Genomic DNA, 19,347 nt, shown 5'->3' on the forward strand with positions numbered 1-19,347 from the left:
AATAGTGTAGTTTGATGATGAATGGCTGCTTCACGATTAACATAACTATCAACTATTAACGAAGACCCAAATAGAAGAGGGGGAAGACGATCTCCGTCTATGCAATCAGGGAACCCTATTAGATAGAATTCCCTGTTTGCTGAAAGTAAATTACTTTCTAATGCCAAGCTGAGCAATGATAGCTCTGTAACGTGTAATATCTTTCTTGATAAGATAATCAAGTAAGCTTCTACGCTTACCTACCAATTTCAAAAGACCTAAACGAGTAGAGTGGTCTTTCTTATTGATTTTCAAGTGTTCTGTCAAATGATTGATTCTGAAAGTAAACAATGCAATTTGTGACTCAGCAGAACCAGTATCGATTTTAGACTTCGAGTGACCTTTAGATTCAAAGATCTCTTGCTTTTTTTCTGAAGTTAAATACATCTTCAACCAGTTTAAATTAATGAATTTTTGTAAACGTGCAAAAATAGGAATTTTCTTAGTTATTTGCAAATTTCATCCCGATTTTAGAAAATATTTTTCTTAAAGTTGCTTGTGAGCCTATTTTTTCCTTCAATCTTGCCATTGCCATCACATAAACGTCAGATTCAAACAATCGTGAGTCATGGCGAGCCTTATTAAAGAAATACAAGCCTATAGAGAATAGTATCAAATTTGAAGTCCAAGCTCCTACTTGTACCATCACCTTTCCTTCTTCTGAAAGCTTCTTCCCTTGTTGTGTCATGACATAAGAAAGAATGAAGAAAAATATGGCTACAACAACTGGCATTCCAAATCCACCCTTTTTAATAATAGCTCCTAAAGGTGCTCCGATTAAGAACATAACAAAAATAGCTACTGAATCAGTAAATTTTTGATGCCAAAACCAATTGGTTTTGCGTAAATCCTCATTTTTAGCTGTGATGGTAAAAACATTACTTTCTGCAAATGAAATCATGTTTTTGGCTTGTGAAACAGCAAAATCTAAATGTTCATAAGGATTAGGCTTAATTTTTTTCTTAATTATTTTCCCTACCCAATCTCCTTGATTTTTCATAATCGCTTTTTGCTCAGGAGTAATAGTAGCTGGTAAGGTTTTCAAACTGTATATATAATACGACTTCGAAGCTTCAAAAAAGTTTTTACGGTAATCAGTGGTCAGTCTCGACAAAGAATCCGCATCCTTTCCTAATTGAAGCACATTTCTCATAATTTGATGGTGCTTAAATTGATCTTCTTCGGTCTTATGCATATCAAATGCCGACATACTCATCACCACTTTACTTTTAGAAAATGAATGCGATACAAAATCGGTTGCATCTGCACCAGTCGACCTATCTGCATCATCTACATAATCATGACCATTATATAATTCAAACACCAGATACTGCTTGTCCATAATCGTATACATCAAAGCCGAATCTGCAATGGTGACATGTTTATTACCATCATTTTTGGAATGATCATAAATTATGACGCCTTTCAAGGATTTACCATTAGGAAACTTTTTGTTAACCTTAATACTATAGCCAGGTAACTCATTATAAAAAATTCCTTCCTTAATATTCAGAGTTGTCTTAGTAGTTTTTATGTCATATAACAAACGATATCCTTTAAGATTCGCCCACGGCCAAAGTACGTTATTGAACCAAAACGAAAATCCTGCTACTAATACCGCTACCACGAACATAGGTCGCAAAGCTCGGCTAATAGAAATACCTGCACTTTTGATCGCAGTTAGTTCAAAAAACTCTCCAAGCTTTCCAAAAGTCATTAGCATAGAAATCAACATCGCCAGTGGCAATGCTATCGGAATGGTAATTAGGCTAAAGTAGAAGAATAATTCAAAATATAACTCCACACCTAGGTCTTTCCCGAATAAATCGGCAAAATAGACCACAATTAGGCGCATTAAAAATATAAATATTACAACAGTAAGGGTCAGTAAAAATGGTCCCCAAAAAGCCTTGAGGATAAGCTTATCTAGTTTTTTCATAAATCCACAATAATTTGCAATGCAAAGTTACCATTTCTTGAGCAATATTTTAATCAATTACGTCAGGAGGCAAAATTATCCTAAGATGAATTTCGTGCTAACTTTTTCTATCTACCCTATTTCTTTTCAGTCAAATTAACGAAATCCTTTTCGAAGAATTTTATAGATGAAATAAGTTTTAAGAAACTTTAAGAAATTCGACTCAGCTAACTCCGTGACAATAAAGAAGTTTAGAATACAAATTGGACATTTCTTAGATTTTACTGTTTTTGAGAAATAAGCAAAAAGGGTATCTAAATTAATTTCTTAGATACCCTTTTTATTATACGTAATACTGAAAGAATATTTTATCAAAAGTTCCATCTACCAAATAATCCTCTTTGATAATCTGAATATGCTTGATAAATCTCTTCTTCAGTGTTCATCACAAAAGGACCTTGTGAAACTACCGGTTCATCTAATGGCTTACAATGCCCTAAAAGGATGTAAGAATCTTCAATAGCATCAAATGACAACTTACCTTCCTGATAATCAAACTCTACTAAATTTCGATACGAAATCGAACGATTATTCAATCTGATATTTCCTCTTACAATATAGAAGAAGATGGTATCCTCAGCAGGAATATCCATACTCCATGAGTAGCCCGCAGCACAGCTTACCGTAGTAAAAGTTACTCCAGTCACGGATTCAAATGGTCCTTGAGTTCCTTCAACGCTGCCAGACAATACTTGGACAACAACACCTTCTTTCGAAATAGTAGGAATATCATCTTTGTCCAATCCTTTGTACTGAGGCTCCATCATTTTATGAGAAGCAGGAAGATTTATCCATAATTGAAGTATTTCAAGAGGCCCTCCTTCCTTCATAAACTCTTCTGAAGACGTCTCTGCATGAATTAGTCCCTTTCCAGCAGTCATCCATTGAACCCCTCCTGCTTTCATCACACTCGTATGTCCAGTGCTATCTTGGTGTTTGATGTCGCCATCCAAAATAAATGTCACCGTTTCCATTCCTCTGTGTGGATGAGGACCAAAAGGTAAACCTTGATTGTTTTTGGGATAGACCTGATACCCATGATGATTTAAGAAAAGAAATGGGTCAAGATAATCTAAAGTTCGTGTTGGAATTACGCCATAAGTTACCAAATCACGAATGGGTGCATAATGAGGCTGATGAATTTGTTTAATATTTCTCATATCTTTGAAGTGCGAAACGCATGTTATATTTTCTTAACTAGAAAAAATGCCATTCAGTTTCATTGTAAATACGTAAAACACCTTTAATAACTCATCATGAAAACTTCGTTCTTTCAAACAGCAACGTATCGATGTATGCTGTATCCATTCATTAGTGTAGTATTATTCTGTTATGAAGCGTATTTGGCGCTTTATGCTCATGACGCATTCTTTCGACCATTTTTTGGGGACTTTATTGCAGTGATATTTGCCTACACATTTTTTAAAAGCTTCTTTTATCACACAAATCAATATGATACGAAACTGGCAGCAGTAGCATTAGGAGTGGCTTATTTCCTAGAATTTTTACAAAAAATTCATTTTCTAGAAAAAACAGGATTGATAAAATACAAGATTATGTCAATGCTCATCGGAAGTGCATTTTCTTGGCTAGATATCATAGCCTACACACTAGGTTATTTGAGCATTATTATCTTCCTAAAAAGAAATCATATATGCTAAAATTAAAATGCTAGTTGGCAGGATTAGATTATATCCCATCAACTAGCATTTGAGTTTAACATTAGTTACCTACGATTTCTTTCAATTTAAAAATTAAATCTTCCCATAGTTCATTCAACTCCTCTTCATCCGAATTTGCAGAATAGTCAATGATTTTTAAATAGGTTGAGCCAGTCAAATCACTAACATCCATTTTGAACTCGAGATAATTATGATCACGGTCGTCGGGGTTAGAAGGGACAAAATCAAACTTTGCGGATTTATTTAATCGTAATTGAGACAATTTGGCAATGTGACTTTCACCATCCCAAACAAAGTCGAAAGTAGAGCTATCCTTCAATGTTACTTTCTCCGCAAACCACTGCTGTAAACCCGAAGCAGAACTAACATACGGGAACAAAACTTTAGGAGATGCTCTTAATTCGAACTCAATAACAAACTTGTGCTTACTCATACGCAAGAATTTAAATTTACCTTTTTGGCAAAGGTATAATTATCTAGATAATATGCAAGTATTTATCACATCTTTACTCAATTAAGCCTCAAAATAATACACAAGCCACTGTATTTCAGCGACTTAAAATATTAAACTATAATTTATACTAAAAAAAATATTTTCACTTTTTTTGCCTTTCATAAGACACTGAATACCAATAAGTAACCATATACGTTACGAATTATTTTCAGAAAAATGCTCTAAATCACTTGCCTTCGATAGAATAATTGTCTAATTTTGCATCACGAAAAACAAGGCGGGGTAGCTCAGATGGTTAGAGCGTTGGATTCATAACCCAAAGGTCGGCAGTTCGATTCTGCTCCCCGCTACTAAAAAAGCCTTTCTCTTGCAGAAAGGCTTTTTTTTTATAAAAACTTGTAAATTCGCTTCAAAATAGTGTCGTATTTACGAATGATTTATCTCCTATCTGTTTCCCAAATCTTATAGCACATCATGGCAAAACCCGAATTTGATGATATTTATATGGAGTTGGCTGTAAATATCGCCAAACGTTCACATTGTATTAAAGCCCAAGTAGGTGCTGTTTTGGCAAGAGATACTCGCATTATCTCTATCGGATATAACGGTCCACCATCAGGCACGCACAACTGCGATGAAGAATTTCCCGAACATGGCTGCGCACGCGATTCGAAAGGAAGCTGTTCGTTGGCACTACATGCTGAACAAAATGCAATTTTGTTTGCTGCCAAAAATGGTTCACAGGTAGATGGAGCCACTTTATATGTAACATTGTCTCCTTGTATTGCATGTGCCAGAATTATTTTCTCTATGAAAATAAGCAAGGTAGTATTTTTGGACTCTTATGCGCAGTATAAAGGATTAGTAGCTGACGAGGGCGTCGAATTCTTGAGGAAGTTTGGTGTAGAGGTAATCCAATATGATAAAAATCGACTGTCTCATTTGTTTAAATAAACAAAAAAGTCGCATAGCTCACACTATGCGACTTTTTTATTATCATCAGAATTAATGATGAACACCACCTTCACCGTGTACGTGACCATGGTCTAGTTCTGATTCTGTCGCTTCTCTTACGCTCAAGATAGCGCCACTGAAAAACATTTCTTTATCAGCCAAAGGATGATTGAAGTCCATTCTCACAAAATCTTCACCTACTTCGATGATTTGACCTTGAAGACGGTTTCCACGATCGTCGGTCATTGGAAGGAAGTTACCCACTTCTAACATTTCATCAACTAACTCGCCATCTACTTTGAAAATATCTTTTGGTAAATCTACTACCGCCGAAGCATCATACTCGCCATATCCTTCCTCAGCAGGAATTGAGAATTCAAAAGTATCTCCAGCTGAAAGACCAGCAATTTTATCTTCGAAAGCTTCTGGCAAACCACTCATACCGTGGATAAATACCATTGGGTGCTCCTGCTCTACTGTTTCTACTAACTCACGGTCACCATTTTTGTCTGTCACTGTTAATTGATAAGTCAATGACACAACTTTAGCGTTTGAAATTTGCATTATATCTAAGTGTTTGGTACCGATGCGAATATATACTAAAACAAGTTATTCCTGTCATCGGCAAGAGTTATAACCTATTTGAAAGAATCTGGAAGAGTCTTCGTTTATTTTACAAACGTAATCTTTTTTCCTTAACTTTATAAGGTATCAACATCAAAATTCTGTAAAAAGTTGAATTACTTATCACATATATATTTATCTGGGGATAATGAGGACATTATTCTTGGGAATTTCTTGGGAGATTATGTGAAAGGTCACCTAAGTAAACTGCATGATACATCTTATAATAAGGATATCATTTTGGGTATAGCCCTGCATCGTCAAATTGATGCTTTTACCGACCAGCACCCTATCGTAAAACAGAGCATGAGTAGAATCAGACATCGATACCATAAATTTTCAGGTATTGTGATTGACATGTTCTATGATCATATTTTTGCCAAAAATTTCCATCATTTTTCAGCTATCGAATTGGAAAACTTCAGTGCTAATTTTTATCAAATACTCCAAAAGAGAGAAGACGACCTTCCTGCGGCACTTGATAGAATGATCATCTCGATGACCTCGAGAGATTGGCTGACCAATTATGCCAATTTAGAGGGTTTGAAATGGTCATTAAAAGGTATTTCCTCTAGATTAAAATATGAATCTGACATTGAGAATGCTACCGAAATATTAACTGCACAGTATCAGGAATTTGAAGATGATTTCTTTCAATTTTTTCCAGAAATACAAGCACATTGTCAAAAATTCATAGAAAACCCCGTTTTCTAAAATCTCTGGAAAATTAATTTGTTCAACAAGCCACCTGATAGAAATCAAACATTTGATGTTGTATCTTTGTGAAATAAGAGTCCAAGCCCCAAAATAGTATGCCCAAATTATTTGCAGAGGTATTTAAAGAAGTAAAGAAAAAGCACTTTCAACCTATTTATTTACTCCACGGTGACGAACCGTATTTTATTGACAAAGTAGTAGACTTCATTGAAGAAAACGCTTTATCGGCAGCCGATAAGGGTTTCAATCAATATATTATTTATGGCAAGGACCATACAGTGCCCAGCATTATGTCCTATGCCAAGCGATTTCCGATGATGTCTGACAAACAAGTAGTCATCGTAAAAGAAGCGCAAAGCATTCAAGGAATAGAGCAGAAAGATATGCAATCCGTACTTGAAAGCTATGCCAAAAACCCGTTGGCTTCCACTATTCTGGTTTTAGCGAGTAAGGATTTAGTAGACGAGCGAAAGGCTTGGGTAAAAGCAATAGATCAATCGGGATTGGTAATGACCTCCAAAAAGATGTATGACAACAAAATACCTGATTGGGTAATTGAATATTGTCATGAATCTGGTGTAAAAATCAGTCCTAAGGCAGTACAAATGCTTGTAGAGAATGTTGGGAATGATTTAAAGCGATTGGCTTCAGAAATCGATAAGATTGTCATTAATCTCAAAATAGATGAAGAAATCAATGCATCCGTAGTAGAACGCTTTGTAGGAATTAGTAAGGAGTACAACTATTTCGAATTTCAAAAAGCACTCATACAAAGAGATGTGTTGAAAGCGAATCAAATTGTACAGTTTTTCGCTTCCAATCCAAAAGACAATCCTTTGCCTCCAATGATACTTTTGATGTACAATTTCTTTAGTAAGGTACTTCTTGCCCACACACATACCGATAAGTCAGATAAGGGCTTGGCAAGCTTCTTAGGGATTAATCCATTCTTTGCTAAAGACTACGTTCAAACCATCAGGAATTACAATTTACCCAAAGTCATACAAATCATTCACGACATCAAACAAATAGAGCTACAAGCCAAAGGAATAGAATCTAGCTCAAGCTCTGATGGCGATAAATTAAAAGAACTAACGTTTCGTATTTTGCATTAAAACATTCCATGAGAGCCGATCCAAATCGGCTCTCATTTTGTTATATATTAGTATGTTTCGGCTGACGTGTTTTTTGACATAAAATATTTTCATTGGTGCGGTAGTACCCAGTGGCAATGGCGGTGGCATATCATCAAGATAACCAATAGACGGCGAACACATATTAATGATAGATGTATCCTCAAGGTTATTGGTAAAAACCAACCAGCGTTTACCAGATTTTGGTATTTTGCCACATCCATCTGCTTCACCATTAAGTTTCAACTTCCAACTTCTCCCTTTGTACCATCTCAAAATGCTTAAAGTGTAATTCCAAGGATAATCGTGATTTGAACTTTCACAAACAGCTTCAAACACATAAGCGTAGTTCTGAATAGCCTTTTTTGCATCCATCACAGGCTGTGGACATTCGCAGGCTTTGTTCTCAAAAAAGCTTAAGAAATAGAATAACATTACGAGACTGTAGAATCTCTTCATTATTGCGCATTTTTTAAATCATTTGATAAAGATTAAAAAAATTGACTAGAAAATAGCTTTGAGCCCTAAAACAAAAAAGGTTCAGAGAAATCTCTGAACCTTTTGGTGATCCCGCTGGGACTCGAACCCAGGACCCATACATTAAAAGTGTATTGCTCTACCAACTGAGCTACGGAATCGTGTGATTTGGCACGTAGCCGCTTCACTATATATAAAAGTGCCCCACTCTGGAGGCGAAGGTAAGATTTGTCACTGACAATCTTCGTGATCCCGCTGGGACTCGAACCCAGGACCCATACATTAAAAGTGTATTGCTCTACCAACTGAGCTACGGAATCGGTACTCATTTTCTACAATTTAAATCGTAAAAACTAAGTTAAAAAATTTACTTTAAAACGTCTATCTTGCTAGACATCTCGGTGATCCCGCTGGGACTCGAACCCAGGACCCATACATTAAAAGTGTATTGCTCTACCAACTGAGCTACGGAATCGGTACTTATTTCCTACGATTTACATCGCAAAAGCTAAGTCAAAAAATTTATTCTAAAACGTCTATCGTGCTAGACATCTCGGTGATCCCGCTGGGACTCGAACCCAGGACCCATACATTAAAAGTGTATTGCTCTACCAACTGAGCTACGGAATCGGTACTCGTTTCTTACAATTTACATCGTAAAAACTAAGTCAAAATTTTTACTCTAAAAATATCTATCTTGCTAGACATCTCGGTGATCCCGCTGGGACTCGAACCCAGGACCCATACATTAAAAGTGTATTGCTCTACCAACTGAGCTACGGAATCGGTACTTATTTACTACGATTTACATCGCAAAAGCTAAGTCAAAAAATTTATTCTAAAACATCTATCGTGCTAGACATCTCGGTGATCCCGCTGGGACTCGAACCCAGGACCCATACATTAAAAGTGTATTGCTCTACCAACTGAGCTACGGAATCGGTACTCATTTTCTACAATTTACATCGTAAAAACTAAGTCAAAAATTTTACTCTAAAAACATCTATCGTGCTAGACATCTCGGTGATCCCGCTGGGACTCGAACCCAGGACCCATACATTAAAAGTGTATTGCTCTACCAACTGAGCTACGGAATCGTTGCATATAAGAAGCGTTTTCAGTATTTTTGTTGTTCTGTTTCGTTTTCCTTAATTGCGGTGCAAAACTACTACTTCTAGAAACATAATGCAAGCCATCCATCTAAAAAAAGTTATATTTTTTTTATTTTTCTTCGTTACGATTCCGCAACTTTCTAGGTGTCTGGACAATACAGTATCACTAAAAAATGCAGATTCTTTATACAAAATTCAAAATTATGGTGCGGCTGAGCGGATTTTTGAACGAGAATTGACAAAATTGGAACATCCGTCGCATATTATTTTTTTGAAGCTTGCGAAAATTAACGAGCAAAAAGGAGACTATTTGAGGACACTTTACTACCTCAATAAGTCTTTTGAGACAAGTCCAAATGACAAAATTCTTTCAAAACTCTATACAATTGCCCAAGAACACGAACTAAAAGGATACGAATTAAATGATTTTAATTTCTTAATATTGGTCTACAAAACCTATTCTGGCTTTTTGGTGGCGTTGATGCTTGTAATAGGATTATATGTTTTTGTCGTATTGATTGGCAAAAAATATAGAAATGAATATATTCCCACTTCGCAAAAAATTATTTTGGGAGTTTACTTAATAGGAGTTTGGACTTTATTAAACCTTCCCGACAAATATCATCAAGGCATCATCAATGCAGACCATGTCATCTTAAGAAAAAGCCCATCGGCAGGCGCACCAGTCGAATATGTCATTAACAAAGGGCATCGCCTAAATATTATTGGAGGAAGTGATATTTGGAAAAGAGTCTTTTGGGAAGATCAACTTTTGTATGTGAAGCAAACTGACCTTTGGCAGGTCGAATAAGTAATTAATAGTGAGTTAGTGAACGAGTGATTACCTTAAAATGTAGAATAAATAAATCATTCACCAACTCACTCAATGCTAATTTTTTTTCTTCAAAGGAGAATCTTTCTCTTTCGCAAGTGTATTAAATACAAGCTTATCTGTCAGGGAAGGTAAAAACTTGTTAAGGAATACCGTAAGTTTACCCTGAGTGGTTAAAATGAGTTCTCTCTTACGATTTTTAACGGCTTTGAGGATAAGACCAGCAACCTCCTCCGCAGACATCATATTTCCTTCATCTCGCATACTTTCTCCTTTTGTTTGACCATCAGCTCCTAGAGAAGCAAATCGGATGTTAGAAGCCGTAAAACCAGGACAAGCTGTCAATACATGAACACCTTCGTGAAGTAACTCTGTACGAAGTGCCTCCAAAAAGCCATTCATCGCAAATTTTGAGGCCGAATAACCAATTCTGACAGGTAAGCCACGGTATCCAGCTATCGACGAAATTCCTACAATAGAACCTTTTGCTTTTTTGATATACGGTAAAGCATATTTAGTTGCGTAAACGGTTCCATAGAAATTAATATCCATAACTTTTTTGATAACGTCTACCTCGCAATCCTCAAACATGGCACGCATCGAAATACCTGCGTTATTGATGAGCACATCTATTCTGCCATATTTGGCGACAGTTTGTTCCACCACCTTTATATTATCCTCCTCAAGGCTTACATCAGAAACAATAGCAAGGTTATCTATCCCTGCTTGACTGAGCTCTTTGCTAGTTTCATCCAAAGGAGCTTGCTTACGTCCAGTGATTACAACTTTTGCACCTTCATTGCCAAAAGCAAAAGCCATTGCTTTACCAATACCCGACGATGCCCCAGTAATAATGACTACTTTATCTTTCATAATACTATATCTATACTTGTGTTTAAGATTTTCAAAATTAGGTATTAATTAGCAAAATACATTTTTTAGTTTAGATGTAGTCCAAAGATTTCGATTTATGTGGCTCTTTTTTGTAATTTTGCATCCTTATGAGAAAAAAGCACAAAGAAAATATCATTTTTGAAAATGTCTTGGTAGAAGATTTTGCAGCTGAGGCAAAATGTATCAGTCGTGTCGAGGATAAAGTTATTTTTATCGACGGTCCTGTGGCTCCTGGCGATTATGCTGATTTACGCATTACGAAATCGAAAAAAAGCTATTATGAAGCTACTGCTCAAAATATAAAGCCAAGTTCGCCTTATAGAACTCAAACAGTCTGTGGTCATTTTGGGACTTGTGGAGGCTGTAAATGGCAACATATTGATTATACAACGCAATTGTCATTTAAAACCAAACAAGTGACAGACGCTTTGGAAAGAATCGCCAAAGTAGATCTTCCTAACATCAATCCTATCTTAGGTTCTGGAGAAACATTCTATTATAGAAATAAATTAGAATATACTTTCTCTCAAAACCGTTGGTTGACCATTGAGCAAATCCAATCTGGTGAAGAGTTTTCTCGTAATGCCTTGGGCTTTCACGTACCAAAACGCTACGACAAAATTTTACATGTAGACCACTGTTATCTACAGCCAGATCCTTCGAATCAAATACGTAATGCATTGCATGAATTAGCTCAAAAACATCAAATTGATTATTACGAGCAAATCAAGCAGGAAAAAGGCGCTTTGCGTAACTTGATCATTCGTACAGCAACGACGGGTGACTTGATGGTAATCGTTCAGTTTGCTTACGCAACCGAGGAGCAGATTAGTTTGGTAATGGAGTTTTTGGATGCCAACTTCCCTCAAATTACATCGTTAAACTACATTATCAATACCAAAGGAAATGATACGTTCTTTGATTTAGAGGTAGTTAACTACAAAGGATTGCCGTACATTGTAGAAGAAATGGAAGGCTTGAAATACAGAGTTGGGCCAAAATCTTTTTACCAAACCAACTCAAAACAAGCTTATGAATTATACAAAATTACACGTGACTATGCAGGTCTAACGGGTTCTGAGTTTGTATATGACCTGTATACAGGTACAGGAACAATTGCCAACTTTGTCGCTAGACAAGCCAAGAAAGTAATTGGATTGGAATATGTAGAAATGGCTGTTGAAGATGCGAAGGTAAACTCACAAATCAATGGCATCAACAATACGGAGTTTTATGCAGGTGATATGCGTAAGCTTTTAGATGATTCATTTATTGATGCTAAGGGACGACCAGACGTTGTAATTACTGACCCTCCACGTGCAGGTATGGATGAGCCAGTGGTTCAGACACTCTTAAATGCCGAACCACACACGATTGTATATGTAAGTTGTAATCCAGCGACACAAGCACGTGATTTGGCTTTACTAGATTTAAAATATCGTGTTGAAGCAGTACAACCTGTAGATATGTTCCCACAGACTCACCATGTAGAGAACGTTGTGAAATTGGTGAAGAGATAGAGGTTTAATTGAGTGATTTAGTGAATGAGTGATTATTTGAGGAGATGTCATTCTGAAATACATAAAAAAGGGGTCGAAAACAATTTTCGACCCCTTTTTTATGTATTTAATAGCAAATGAATATGTTCAATCTCAAGTATTGTCAGATAAAAAAAAATCACTCATTCACTCAATCCAAACCCACGAATTTTAAAAAGGAACATCTTGATTTGGTGGAGTAGTACCAAAAGATGGCATTTCGCCTCCTCCAGATTGGAAATTATTCATTTTACTTCCTACCGTTCTTGCTCCGCCTTCAAAGGTTGCCATCGTATCTGGAACAGCGGCAAAAGATTGTAGTGAATCACCACCAGTGAAGCTTGAATAGTCCGTAGCATCCAAATCGCAATATTTGGTGTACTTACCAATAAATCTCAACTGTACAGTATCCAGAGAACCAGCACGGTTTTTAGCGATAATCAACTCACCCATTCCTGCAATGGACTGACCATTCTCATCCTGAGTAATACCATAGTATTCTGGACGATAAATAAACATTACCATATCGGCATCTTGCTCGATTGACCCAGACTCACGTAAATCGGATAATTGAGGTTTTTTGTCGCCTCCACGAGTTTCTACCGCACGGCTCAACTGCGAAAGCGCAATAACAGGTACATCCAACTCTTTGGCCAGTTGTTTCAAGGAACGAGAAATTGTGGCAATTTCTTGCTCTCGGTTTCCTCCTCCTTTTCCGCCTGTATCACCCGACATAAGTTGTAAGTAGTCAATCACAATCATCTGAATATCGTGCTGTGCTTTCAAACGACGCGCCTTAGCACGGAGTTCGAGAAGTGACAAAGCTGGCGTATCATCAATGAAAATTGGAGCATTGGTTAAACGACCAATTTTTGCGTGTAATTGAGCCCATTCATGTGGAGCCAAATTACCTTTTCTTAATTTTTCAGATTCTAATTCAGCTTCTGATGAAATCAAACGATTGACAAGCTGAACAGAGGACATCTCCAAAGAGAATACCGCTACCGCTTGACCAAAATCCACAGCCGCATTACGACAAGCAGAAAGAATCAAGGCTGTTTTACCCATACCAGGGCGAGCAGCGATAATAATTAATTCTGTTTTTTGGAATCCAGAAGTAATTCTATCCAATGCACTAAATCCTGAAGGAACTCCCGTAAGACCATCCTTCTGATTTTTCTTCATTTCTAACTCCAACAAGGCTGCTCGCATAATTTGCGACATATCCGAATAATTTTTACGAATATTGGCCTCTGAAATTCTAAAAAGTTCTTGTTCTACCCTATCCAACAATTGAAATACATCGGTTGTATCTTCATAAGCCATTTTTTGGATTTCAGAAGATACCGTAATCAATTGTCTCTTTAAAGAATGTTCTACAACAATACGTGCGTGAAATTCGATATTAGCCGCTGAGTTAACTCTTTGCGTTAATTCAGCAAGGTACGATACCCCACCAGCCATTTCGAGTTCACCATTGGTACGTAATTGATTGGTTACTGTAAGCAAATCTATTGGCTCAGACGCAGCAAAAAGCTGAGTAATGGCTCCATATATTCTTTGGTGTGCTTCTTTATAAAATGAGTCAGGTTTTAAAATGTCTACCACTGCGGTAAGAGCATCCTTCTCTATCATCAAAGCCCCAAGCACAGCTTCTTCCAAATCGACAGCTTGAGGTGGGATTTTACCCAAACCTGTATCCAGCCAACGATTGGTCGCAGATATTCGACCTCCAGCAAAATTGGAGGGCTTTTTAAAGGTATTATTTCTGTTTGACTGTTCCATTAATACAATTTTACAAATATTTTCTCATATTACCACAATCCCATTTTGCAAAAAAAACCTAAGGGTTTGATTTACAGAGTCAAAAAAAAACTTCGAATTAATCTTACAAGAAGCGAACACAAACAAGCGTTATTTTTGTTAGTTTAGTAACTTATAAGACTAAATCATCGATTAACATTTATTCATTTTTAGATTTGACAGAAAAAATAATTACACTCGAAGACGTTGAGTTAGTTGGTTTCCTTGGCGTTGAAAACAGCAATATCAAAGTAGTAGCTGAAGCTTTTCCACAAAGTAAACTTATCTCCAGAGGTAACGAAATCACCATCAGAGGATCTATTTCTGACATTGTCAAGATTACCGAAATTATTGAGTCGATGGTTGTGCATTTTCAGAAGTACGGCAAAATTACAACAGAACAAGTAAAAACGTATCTTTCTAGGGATAAGAATAATGAAGAAGAGACACCTGTTATCATAAAAGAGGACGATGATGTCTTATTGTACGGCACCAAAGGGGTGGTTATTCGCGTGAAATCGCCTAACCAAAAAAAGCTCATAGATGCCGCCGCAGAAAATGATATCGTATTCGCAATTGGTCCTGCTGGTACAGGAAAAACCTATACAGCGGTTGCCCTTGCGGTAAAAGCGCTTAAAAATAAGGAAGTCAAAAAAATTATCATTACGCGTCCAGCGGTTGAAGCAGGTGAAAACTTAGGTTTTTTACCAGGTGATTTAAAAGAAAAAATTGACCCGTATTTGCGTCCTATCTATGATGCCTTAGACGATATGATCCAGCCAGAAAAGTTGAAGTTCTTTATCGAAAACCGTGTCATAGAAATCGCACCATTGGCATATATGCGTGGTCGTACCCTGAACAATGCTTTTGTTTTATTGGATGAAGCCCAAAACACTACTCCAATGCAAATGAAAATGTTCTTGACTCGTATGGGGGTTAATTCCAAAGTGATTATCACAGGAGATAAATCACAGATAGACCTACCCACTAAAGTAAAGTCAGGCTTAGTGGAAGCAACTAAGATTCTACAGGGTATCAAAGGAATTTCTTTTATTGAACTAGATGGTAAAGATGTTGTACGTCACCGATTAGTAAGAGACATTATTATGGCTTACGATAAAGCGGATGCGGAAAAAGAAGCACAAAAATCTTATTCATCTTTCCAGAAATGAAAAAAAGTATTTTAAGCGCACTAGCTGTTATCTTTTCATACACCACATTTGCTCAAAGCAAATGTGGTGTTGTATTTCAGGACTCCCTGAATCAAACCATCAACCAAAGATGGTTACAGCAAAAAAGTAGTTTTGAGTATCAGGTTCAGCAGTATACCAGTGCACTGAAAGCCTCAAGAACTACGGCATATCAGACCATACGTATCCCTGTAGTGGTTCACGTGATTCATAATACAGCTAGCAAAATCATCGGTGGAACCAACAACATCAATATCAGTGATGAGCAAATTTTGTCTCAAATTCAAACCCTCAACGAAGACTACAGAAAGAAAGAAGGAACAACAGGCTATAACACTAATCCAGTTGGTGCAGATATGCAAATTGAATTCTTTTTGGCAGACTCAACGGCCACAGGCGAAACAACCAAAGGAATTACAAGACATTATACTTCCAAAACTGGCTTTGATATTATCAAGGAGTTAAGCGCGATTACTGCTTTTTCAAAATGGAATCCATACAAATATCTGAATATCTATGTGGTAAAAAGTGGAATCACTTCCACACCAGTCACTATCGGATATTCTGGATTTCCTTTCGATGCCTATTTGCCTGGGCTTATTCCTAATTCTGACGAAACAGCAGAGCAAAAACTATTTGATGGTGTTGTAATAGACTACAGATATTTTGGTAAATGTTGTGGGACTATTAGCACAACCTATAACATGGGCAGAACAACCACCCATGAAGTCGGTCACTGGTTAGGCTTATTACATCCTACAGGAGATGTTCGTTGTGGTACAGACTATTGTGATGATACCCCAACGATTGAGAGCCTAAACGCTGGCTTTACTTGCAACAAAATGACCTCTACTTGTGATGGTATTACAGTAACCAATCAGATTGAGAATTATATGGATTATTCTCCTGATGCTTGTATGAATCTTTTTACGAATGATCAAAAGATACGGACCAGAGCAGCACTAGAATTAAGTTATCGCAGAAAATCTTTAGTGAATAATTCGACCATTGTTTCTGAAAGTAACGCTTTACAAGTAAGCGTTGACCCGAATCCTGTCAAAAGTAGTGCAAATATCAAGATTCAATTTAGCGGAACGGAAAATATCACGATCCAACTCATTTCTGAAAACGGCAATACCTTAAACGAGTACAGCTATCAAAATGTGACCTCCAACTATTTCTTAATTAATACCTCCAGCTATGCAAATGGCATGTATTTTCTAAGAGTAAATACTTCTAAGGAAACCAAAGTTTTGAGAATGTTTATATTGAAATAATAAAAGCCCTCTATGATAAAGCTTTCATAGAGGGCTTTTATACTTTTATTGAAAATTTTCTTAATTTAATTAAACAAAGTTTTTTTACATCATGTTATCTACACAAACGGAAAGAGTATGGAAAAATCAGAAAAAATCAAACAGGCCTTTATTGAGTATTTTTTGGAAAATGGCGCACATCCAGCTTCAGTTTATGCTTTTACCAAAAAGCTTAAAATGAAAGAAGTAGAATTTTATGAATACTACAATTCATTTGAGTTATTAGAAAGCAGCATTTGGTTGGACTTTTTCAAGGATACTGTTACACGAATCGAAAGCGATTCTATCTATGCAGGCTATTCTGTCAGAGAAAAACTATTGGCCTTCTACTACACTTGGATTGAGGTTTTGAAAGAAAATAGAAGTTATGCCTCTCAAACTTGGAGGTTAATTGACAAGCGTAAGTTAAAAACGCCTACTTTTTTAACAGATCTCAAAATCGCTTTTAAAGATTACACACGAGATTTGATTTTGGAAGGAAAAGAAAGTAAGGAGGTTCAACCTAGAAAATACTTGGATGAACGCTATCCAGATGCTTTGTGGCTTCAGCTATTGATGATTTTGGATTTTTGGGTTAAAGACCGCTCAAAGGGTTTTGAGCAAACCGATGCCATGATCGAAAAAGCTGTTAATACTTCCTTTGACTTGATGGCTAGCTCTGCATTGGATTCGGTGTTAGACTTTGCCAAATTTTTGTATCAAAATCGTTAATGCTAGTTCGCCCTTAGAATTAGTGCTTTATTTATGAAAGAACAAAATTCGATACCTACCTCCAAAGTAGCCCGCGCAACACAATTTGTAAAAACGGGAGTAAAAATTGGGGGAAATTATCTCAAGCATAATGTCAAAAAAATCATTGACCCTGCTACCTCAAGAGAAGAGTTACACCAAGATAATGCTGAAGACATTTATGAATCATTGAGCGAACTGAAAGGGTCTGCGCTTAAGGTAACGCAAATGTTGAGTATGGATAAAGGGATGTTACCAAGAGCCTATCGTGAGAAATTTGCCATGTCACAATACTCGGCACCTCCGCTGTCTGGACCATTGGTGGTAAAAACTTTTAAAAAACACTTCAAAAAGTCCCCAAGTGAGCTTTATGATAACTTTGAATTAAGTGCATCCAATGCCGCCTCTATAGGTCAGGTTCATAAAGCCGAACTTCATGGAAAACAGTTAGCCGTTAAAATCCAGTATCCAGGGGTATCCGAAAGTATTGGGGCAGACTTAAAAATGGTCAAACCCATTGCAGTGGCGATGTTTGGACTCAATGAAAAGGATGTAGATAGATACATGGGTGAGGTTCATGACCGATTGCTTGAAGAAACTAATTATGTCTTAGAGTTACAACGCTCTGTAGAAATTTCAAAAGCGTGTGCACATATCCCGAATGTCTTTTTTCCAAAGTATTATCCAGAACTTTCATGTGATAAAATTTTGACGATGGATTGGCTTGAGGGCTTACACATGAAGGAGTTTTTGGCAACAAATCCTTCGCAAGAAATCAGGAATCAAATTGGACAAGCGTTATGGGATTTTTATGATTATCAAATTCATAACTTACGCCAAGTCCACGCAGATCCTCATCCAGGTAATTTCTTGATGCGTGGAGATGGCACCATGGGTATTATTGATTTTGGTTGTATTAAGGTAATTCCAGATTTGTTTTACGACAATTATTTTGCCCTAATCAATTTCGATACGTTGGAGGATGAGTCAAAGATGAATGAAATCTTCAAAACTTTAGAGTTTATAGTTTCCTCAGACTCTCCAGAAGAATCAGCATTCTTTTCTAAGTTATTTAAAGAAATGATTTACTTATTGGGTCGTCCTTTTGGAGAAGAGACATTCGATTTTGCAGATGATAGTTATTTCGAGCAGGTGTATTTGTATGCAGAAAAGCTTCAAAAACTGGACGAGTTACGAAATTCCAAAGTCGCCAGAGGTTCACAACACGGGCTGTATATCAACCGAACGTATTTTGGCTTATATTCTCTTTTGAATGAACTACGAGCAGAAGTAAGCATTACGAAGCCTGATTGGCTCAAATCTCAAAAACTTAAAGGAGCATTTGTATAAAAAAAAATAGCGTTGATTTCTCAACGCTATTTTTTTGTCCTTAATTAGAACGGTAAATCTTCGTCTTCGCTAAATGAAGGCAAATCCACTGATGACGCTTGTGGCGTAGCAGGACGTTGCGCTGGCGCTTGGTAAGAATTTGATGCTGGAGCAGCCGCTGACGATTCTGATGCTAGATCGATGCGATAAGCTCTCAAGTCTGTGTACCAACGGTCGTTGTATTCTCTTGATTCTACACTGAAAGTCACTTTAAGTTTGTCTCCCAAAGCAAATTGTTTCAAATCAGCTGTACGGTCACCCCAAGCTGAGAAGCAAGCTTTCTTAGGATATTGCTCTTGTGTTTCAACCACAAATTCTTGTTTTACCCACTGACCATTTTTACCGCTTCCTGTCTGTTCAGGTTGTACTTTAATCAAAGTACCTTCTAATTCTAATGCCATCAAAAAAAAAGTTTAAAAATAATATGCTAATTTAATTTCTGATTTTCAAATACTTAAAAAAATCCTACATTTTTTATTTAAAAAA

Annotated in this window: 19 protein-coding genes and 8 tRNA genes; 11 read left to right on the forward strand and 16 right to left on the reverse strand. The window is 36.8% G+C overall.

Annotated features, from left to right (window positions below):
- Positions 1 to 150: 150 nt before the first annotated feature.
- From rpsO to GVN22_RS06245, 3 genes are all read right to left on the reverse strand, one after another.
- A complete protein-coding gene (gene rpsO / locus GVN22_RS06235) occupies positions 151 to 426 on the reverse strand; it encodes a 30S ribosomal protein S15 (protein ID WP_095165896.1) in 276 nt (91 codons plus the stop codon).
- Between the two features lie 55 nt (positions 427 to 481).
- Positions 482 to 1,978 (reverse strand): LptF/LptG family permease, encoded by a 1,497-nt coding sequence (locus GVN22_RS06240; protein ID WP_166550181.1) that lies wholly within the window; start codon positions 1,976 to 1,978, stop codon positions 482 to 484.
- A 350-nt stretch (positions 1,979 to 2,328) separates the two neighbouring features.
- Positions 2,329 to 3,177: a pirin family protein gene (locus GVN22_RS06245; protein ID WP_166550182.1), complete on the reverse strand. Its 849-nt coding sequence runs from the start codon at positions 3,175 to 3,177 to the stop codon at positions 2,329 to 2,331.
- A 96-nt stretch (positions 3,178 to 3,273) separates the two neighbouring features.
- Between GVN22_RS06245 and GVN22_RS06250 the strand changes: the two genes are divergently transcribed.
- On the forward strand, positions 3,274 to 3,678 hold the full coding sequence (locus GVN22_RS06250; RefSeq protein ID WP_166550183.1) for a DUF2809 domain-containing protein: 405 nt from the start codon (positions 3,274 to 3,276) through the stop codon (positions 3,676 to 3,678).
- Positions 3,679 to 3,739: 61 nt separating this feature from the next.
- Here the strand turns inward: GVN22_RS06250 and GVN22_RS06255 are convergent, their stop codons facing one another.
- Positions 3,740 to 4,132, reverse strand: coding sequence for an START-like domain-containing protein (locus GVN22_RS06255; RefSeq protein ID WP_166550184.1), 393 nt, complete (start codon positions 4,130 to 4,132; stop codon positions 3,740 to 3,742).
- Between the two features lie 297 nt (positions 4,133 to 4,429).
- On the opposite strand from GVN22_RS06255, the gene GVN22_RS06260 reads away from it, so the two are divergent.
- Together GVN22_RS06260 and GVN22_RS06265 are read left to right on the forward strand one after the other, a co-directional pair.
- Positions 4,430 to 4,503, forward strand: a tRNA-Met gene (locus GVN22_RS06260).
- Positions 4,504 to 4,627: 124 nt separating this feature from the next.
- Entirely contained in the window at positions 4,628 to 5,107 is a 480-nt protein-coding gene (locus tag GVN22_RS06265) for a dCMP deaminase family protein (RefSeq protein WP_166550185.1), read from the forward strand.
- Between the two features lie 51 nt (positions 5,108 to 5,158).
- Here the strand turns inward: GVN22_RS06265 and GVN22_RS06270 are convergent, their stop codons facing one another.
- Entirely contained in the window at positions 5,159 to 5,671 is a 513-nt protein-coding gene (locus tag GVN22_RS06270) for a peptidylprolyl isomerase (protein WP_166550186.1), read from the reverse strand.
- A gap of 171 nt (positions 5,672 to 5,842) precedes the next feature.
- Between GVN22_RS06270 and GVN22_RS06275 the strand changes: the two genes are divergently transcribed.
- Together GVN22_RS06275 and holA are read left to right on the forward strand one after the other, a co-directional pair.
- Positions 5,843 to 6,445 carry an ACP phosphodiesterase gene (locus GVN22_RS06275; protein ID WP_166550187.1) on the forward strand — a complete coding sequence of 201 codons (603 nt, stop codon included), beginning with the start codon at positions 5,843 to 5,845 and terminating at the stop codon, positions 6,443 to 6,445.
- 98 nt (positions 6,446 to 6,543) lie between these two features.
- Positions 6,544 to 7,563: a DNA polymerase III subunit delta gene (gene holA / locus GVN22_RS06280; protein WP_166550188.1), complete on the forward strand. Its 1,020-nt coding sequence runs from the start codon at positions 6,544 to 6,546 to the stop codon at positions 7,561 to 7,563.
- Here holA and GVN22_RS06285 read toward each other — a convergent pair.
- The 8 genes from GVN22_RS06285 to GVN22_RS06320 form a co-directional block, all read right to left on the reverse strand.
- Entirely contained in the window at positions 7,540 to 8,040 is a 501-nt protein-coding gene (locus tag GVN22_RS06285; protein WP_166550189.1) for a hypothetical protein, read from the reverse strand. The genes holA and GVN22_RS06285 overlap by 24 nt on opposite strands.
- Before the next feature lie 103 nt (positions 8,041 to 8,143).
- Positions 8,144 to 8,219, reverse strand: a tRNA-Lys gene (locus GVN22_RS06290).
- 86 nt (positions 8,220 to 8,305) lie between these two features.
- Positions 8,306 to 8,378 (reverse strand) — tRNA-Lys (locus GVN22_RS06295).
- Positions 8,379 to 8,460: 82 nt separating this feature from the next.
- A tRNA-Lys gene (locus GVN22_RS06300) sits at positions 8,461 to 8,533 on the reverse strand.
- A gap of 82 nt (positions 8,534 to 8,615) precedes the next feature.
- Positions 8,616 to 8,688 (reverse strand) — tRNA-Lys (locus GVN22_RS06305).
- 83 nt (positions 8,689 to 8,771) lie between these two features.
- Positions 8,772 to 8,844 (reverse strand) — tRNA-Lys (locus GVN22_RS06310).
- 82 nt (positions 8,845 to 8,926) lie between these two features.
- Positions 8,927 to 8,999 (reverse strand) — tRNA-Lys (locus tag GVN22_RS06315).
- 83 nt (positions 9,000 to 9,082) lie between these two features.
- Positions 9,083 to 9,155: transfer RNA gene (locus GVN22_RS06320), tRNA-Lys, on the reverse strand.
- 325 nt (positions 9,156 to 9,480) lie between these two features.
- Between GVN22_RS06320 and GVN22_RS06325 the strand changes: the two genes are divergently transcribed.
- A complete protein-coding gene (locus tag GVN22_RS06325; protein ID WP_166550190.1) occupies positions 9,481 to 9,981 on the forward strand; it encodes a hypothetical protein in 501 nt (166 codons plus the stop codon).
- 78 nt (positions 9,982 to 10,059) lie between these two features.
- On the opposite strand, the gene GVN22_RS06330 is transcribed toward GVN22_RS06325, so the two are convergent.
- Positions 10,060 to 10,875 (reverse strand): SDR family oxidoreductase, encoded by an 816-nt coding sequence (locus tag GVN22_RS06330; protein WP_166550191.1) that lies wholly within the window; start codon positions 10,873 to 10,875, stop codon positions 10,060 to 10,062.
- Between the two features lie 128 nt (positions 10,876 to 11,003).
- Here GVN22_RS06330 and rlmD point away from each other — a divergent pair, with 128 nt between their 5' ends.
- Positions 11,004 to 12,416 (forward strand): 23S rRNA (uracil(1939)-C(5))-methyltransferase RlmD, encoded by a 1,413-nt coding sequence (gene rlmD, locus GVN22_RS06335; protein ID WP_166550192.1) that lies wholly within the window; start codon positions 11,004 to 11,006, stop codon positions 12,414 to 12,416.
- Positions 12,417 to 12,605: 189 nt separating this feature from the next.
- Here rlmD and dnaB read toward each other — a convergent pair whose 3' ends face one another.
- Positions 12,606 to 14,219, reverse strand: a complete 1,614-nt coding sequence (gene dnaB, locus GVN22_RS06340) for a replicative DNA helicase (RefSeq protein WP_095166073.1) — start codon at positions 14,217 to 14,219, stop codon at positions 12,606 to 12,608.
- A gap of 194 nt (positions 14,220 to 14,413) precedes the next feature.
- Here dnaB and GVN22_RS06345 point away from each other — a divergent pair, with 194 nt between their 5' ends.
- The 4 genes from GVN22_RS06345 (at position 14,414) to GVN22_RS06360 (ending at position 18,822) form a co-directional block, all read left to right on the forward strand.
- Positions 14,414 to 15,409 carry a PhoH family protein gene (locus GVN22_RS06345; RefSeq protein WP_095166071.1) on the forward strand — a complete coding sequence of 332 codons (996 nt, stop codon included), beginning with the start codon at positions 14,414 to 14,416 and terminating at the stop codon, positions 15,407 to 15,409.
- A complete protein-coding gene (locus tag GVN22_RS06350) occupies positions 15,406 to 16,704 on the forward strand; it encodes a M43 family zinc metalloprotease (RefSeq protein ID WP_166550193.1) in 1,299 nt (432 codons plus the stop codon). Before GVN22_RS06345 ends, GVN22_RS06350 begins: the two co-directional genes overlap by 4 nt.
- A gap of 117 nt (positions 16,705 to 16,821) precedes the next feature.
- On the forward strand, positions 16,822 to 17,454 hold the full coding sequence (locus tag GVN22_RS06355; RefSeq protein ID WP_166550194.1) for a TetR family transcriptional regulator C-terminal domain-containing protein: 633 nt from the start codon (positions 16,822 to 16,824) through the stop codon (positions 17,452 to 17,454).
- 33 nt (positions 17,455 to 17,487) lie between these two features.
- A complete protein-coding gene (locus GVN22_RS06360; protein ID WP_166550195.1) occupies positions 17,488 to 18,822 on the forward strand; it encodes an AarF/ABC1/UbiB kinase family protein in 1,335 nt (444 codons plus the stop codon).
- Positions 18,823 to 18,866: 44 nt separating this feature from the next.
- On the opposite strand, the gene GVN22_RS06365 is transcribed toward GVN22_RS06360, so the two are convergent.
- The gene (locus tag GVN22_RS06365; RefSeq protein WP_166550196.1) at positions 18,867 to 19,262 is read right to left on the reverse strand and encodes a DUF3127 domain-containing protein; all 396 of its coding nucleotides are present in this window, start codon (positions 19,260 to 19,262) and stop codon (positions 18,867 to 18,869) included.
- Between the last annotated feature and the right edge of the window lie 85 nt (positions 19,263 to 19,347).

This window comes from Cellulophaga sp. BC115SP (assembly GCF_009905545.1).
Taxonomy (GTDB): Bacteria; Bacteroidota; Bacteroidia; order Cytophagales; family Spirosomataceae; genus Flectobacillus; species Flectobacillus rivi.

Bases quoted from the DNA above. Each gene is read 5' to 3' on its own strand.
- GVN22_RS06250 (WP_166550183.1), top strand. From the start codon at position 3,274: ATGAAAACTTCGTTCTTTCAAACAGCAACGTATCGATGTATGCTGTAT.
- GVN22_RS06350 (WP_166550193.1), top strand. From the start codon at position 15,406: ATGAAAAAAAGTATTTTAAGCGCACTAGCTGTTATCTTTTCATACACC.
- GVN22_RS06255 (WP_166550184.1), bottom strand. From the start codon at position 4,132: ATGAGTAAGCACAAGTTTGTTATTGAGTTCGAATTAAGAGCATCTCCT.
- rpsO (WP_095165896.1), bottom strand. From the start codon at position 426: ATGTATTTAACTTCAGAAAAAAAGCAAGAGATCTTTGAATCTAAAGGT.
- GVN22_RS06285 (WP_166550189.1), bottom strand. From the start codon at position 8,040: ATGAAGAGATTCTACAGTCTCGTAATGTTATTCTATTTCTTAAGCTTT.
- holA (WP_166550188.1), top strand. From the start codon at position 6,544: ATGCCCAAATTATTTGCAGAGGTATTTAAAGAAGTAAAGAAAAAGCAC.
- GVN22_RS06270 (WP_166550186.1), bottom strand. From the start codon at position 5,671: ATGCAAATTTCAAACGCTAAAGTTGTGTCATTGACTTATCAATTAACA.
- GVN22_RS06365 (WP_166550196.1), bottom strand. From the start codon at position 19,262: ATGGCATTAGAATTAGAAGGTACTTTGATTAAAGTACAACCTGAACAG.
- GVN22_RS06360 (WP_166550195.1), top strand. From the start codon at position 17,488: ATGAAAGAACAAAATTCGATACCTACCTCCAAAGTAGCCCGCGCAACA.
- GVN22_RS06330 (WP_166550191.1), bottom strand. From the start codon at position 10,875: ATGAAAGATAAAGTAGTCATTATTACTGGGGCATCGTCGGGTATTGGT.
- GVN22_RS06265 (WP_166550185.1), top strand. From the start codon at position 4,628: ATGGCAAAACCCGAATTTGATGATATTTATATGGAGTTGGCTGTAAAT.
- GVN22_RS06245 (WP_166550182.1), bottom strand. From the start codon at position 3,177: ATGAGAAATATTAAACAAATTCATCAGCCTCATTATGCACCCATTCGT.
- dnaB (WP_095166073.1), bottom strand. From the start codon at position 14,219: ATGGAACAGTCAAACAGAAATAATACCTTTAAAAAGCCCTCCAATTTT.
- GVN22_RS06240 (WP_166550181.1), bottom strand. From the start codon at position 1,978: ATGAAAAAACTAGATAAGCTTATCCTCAAGGCTTTTTGGGGACCATTT.
- rlmD (WP_166550192.1), top strand. From the start codon at position 11,004: ATGAGAAAAAAGCACAAAGAAAATATCATTTTTGAAAATGTCTTGGTA.
- GVN22_RS06355 (WP_166550194.1), top strand. From the start codon at position 16,822: ATGGAAAAATCAGAAAAAATCAAACAGGCCTTTATTGAGTATTTTTTG.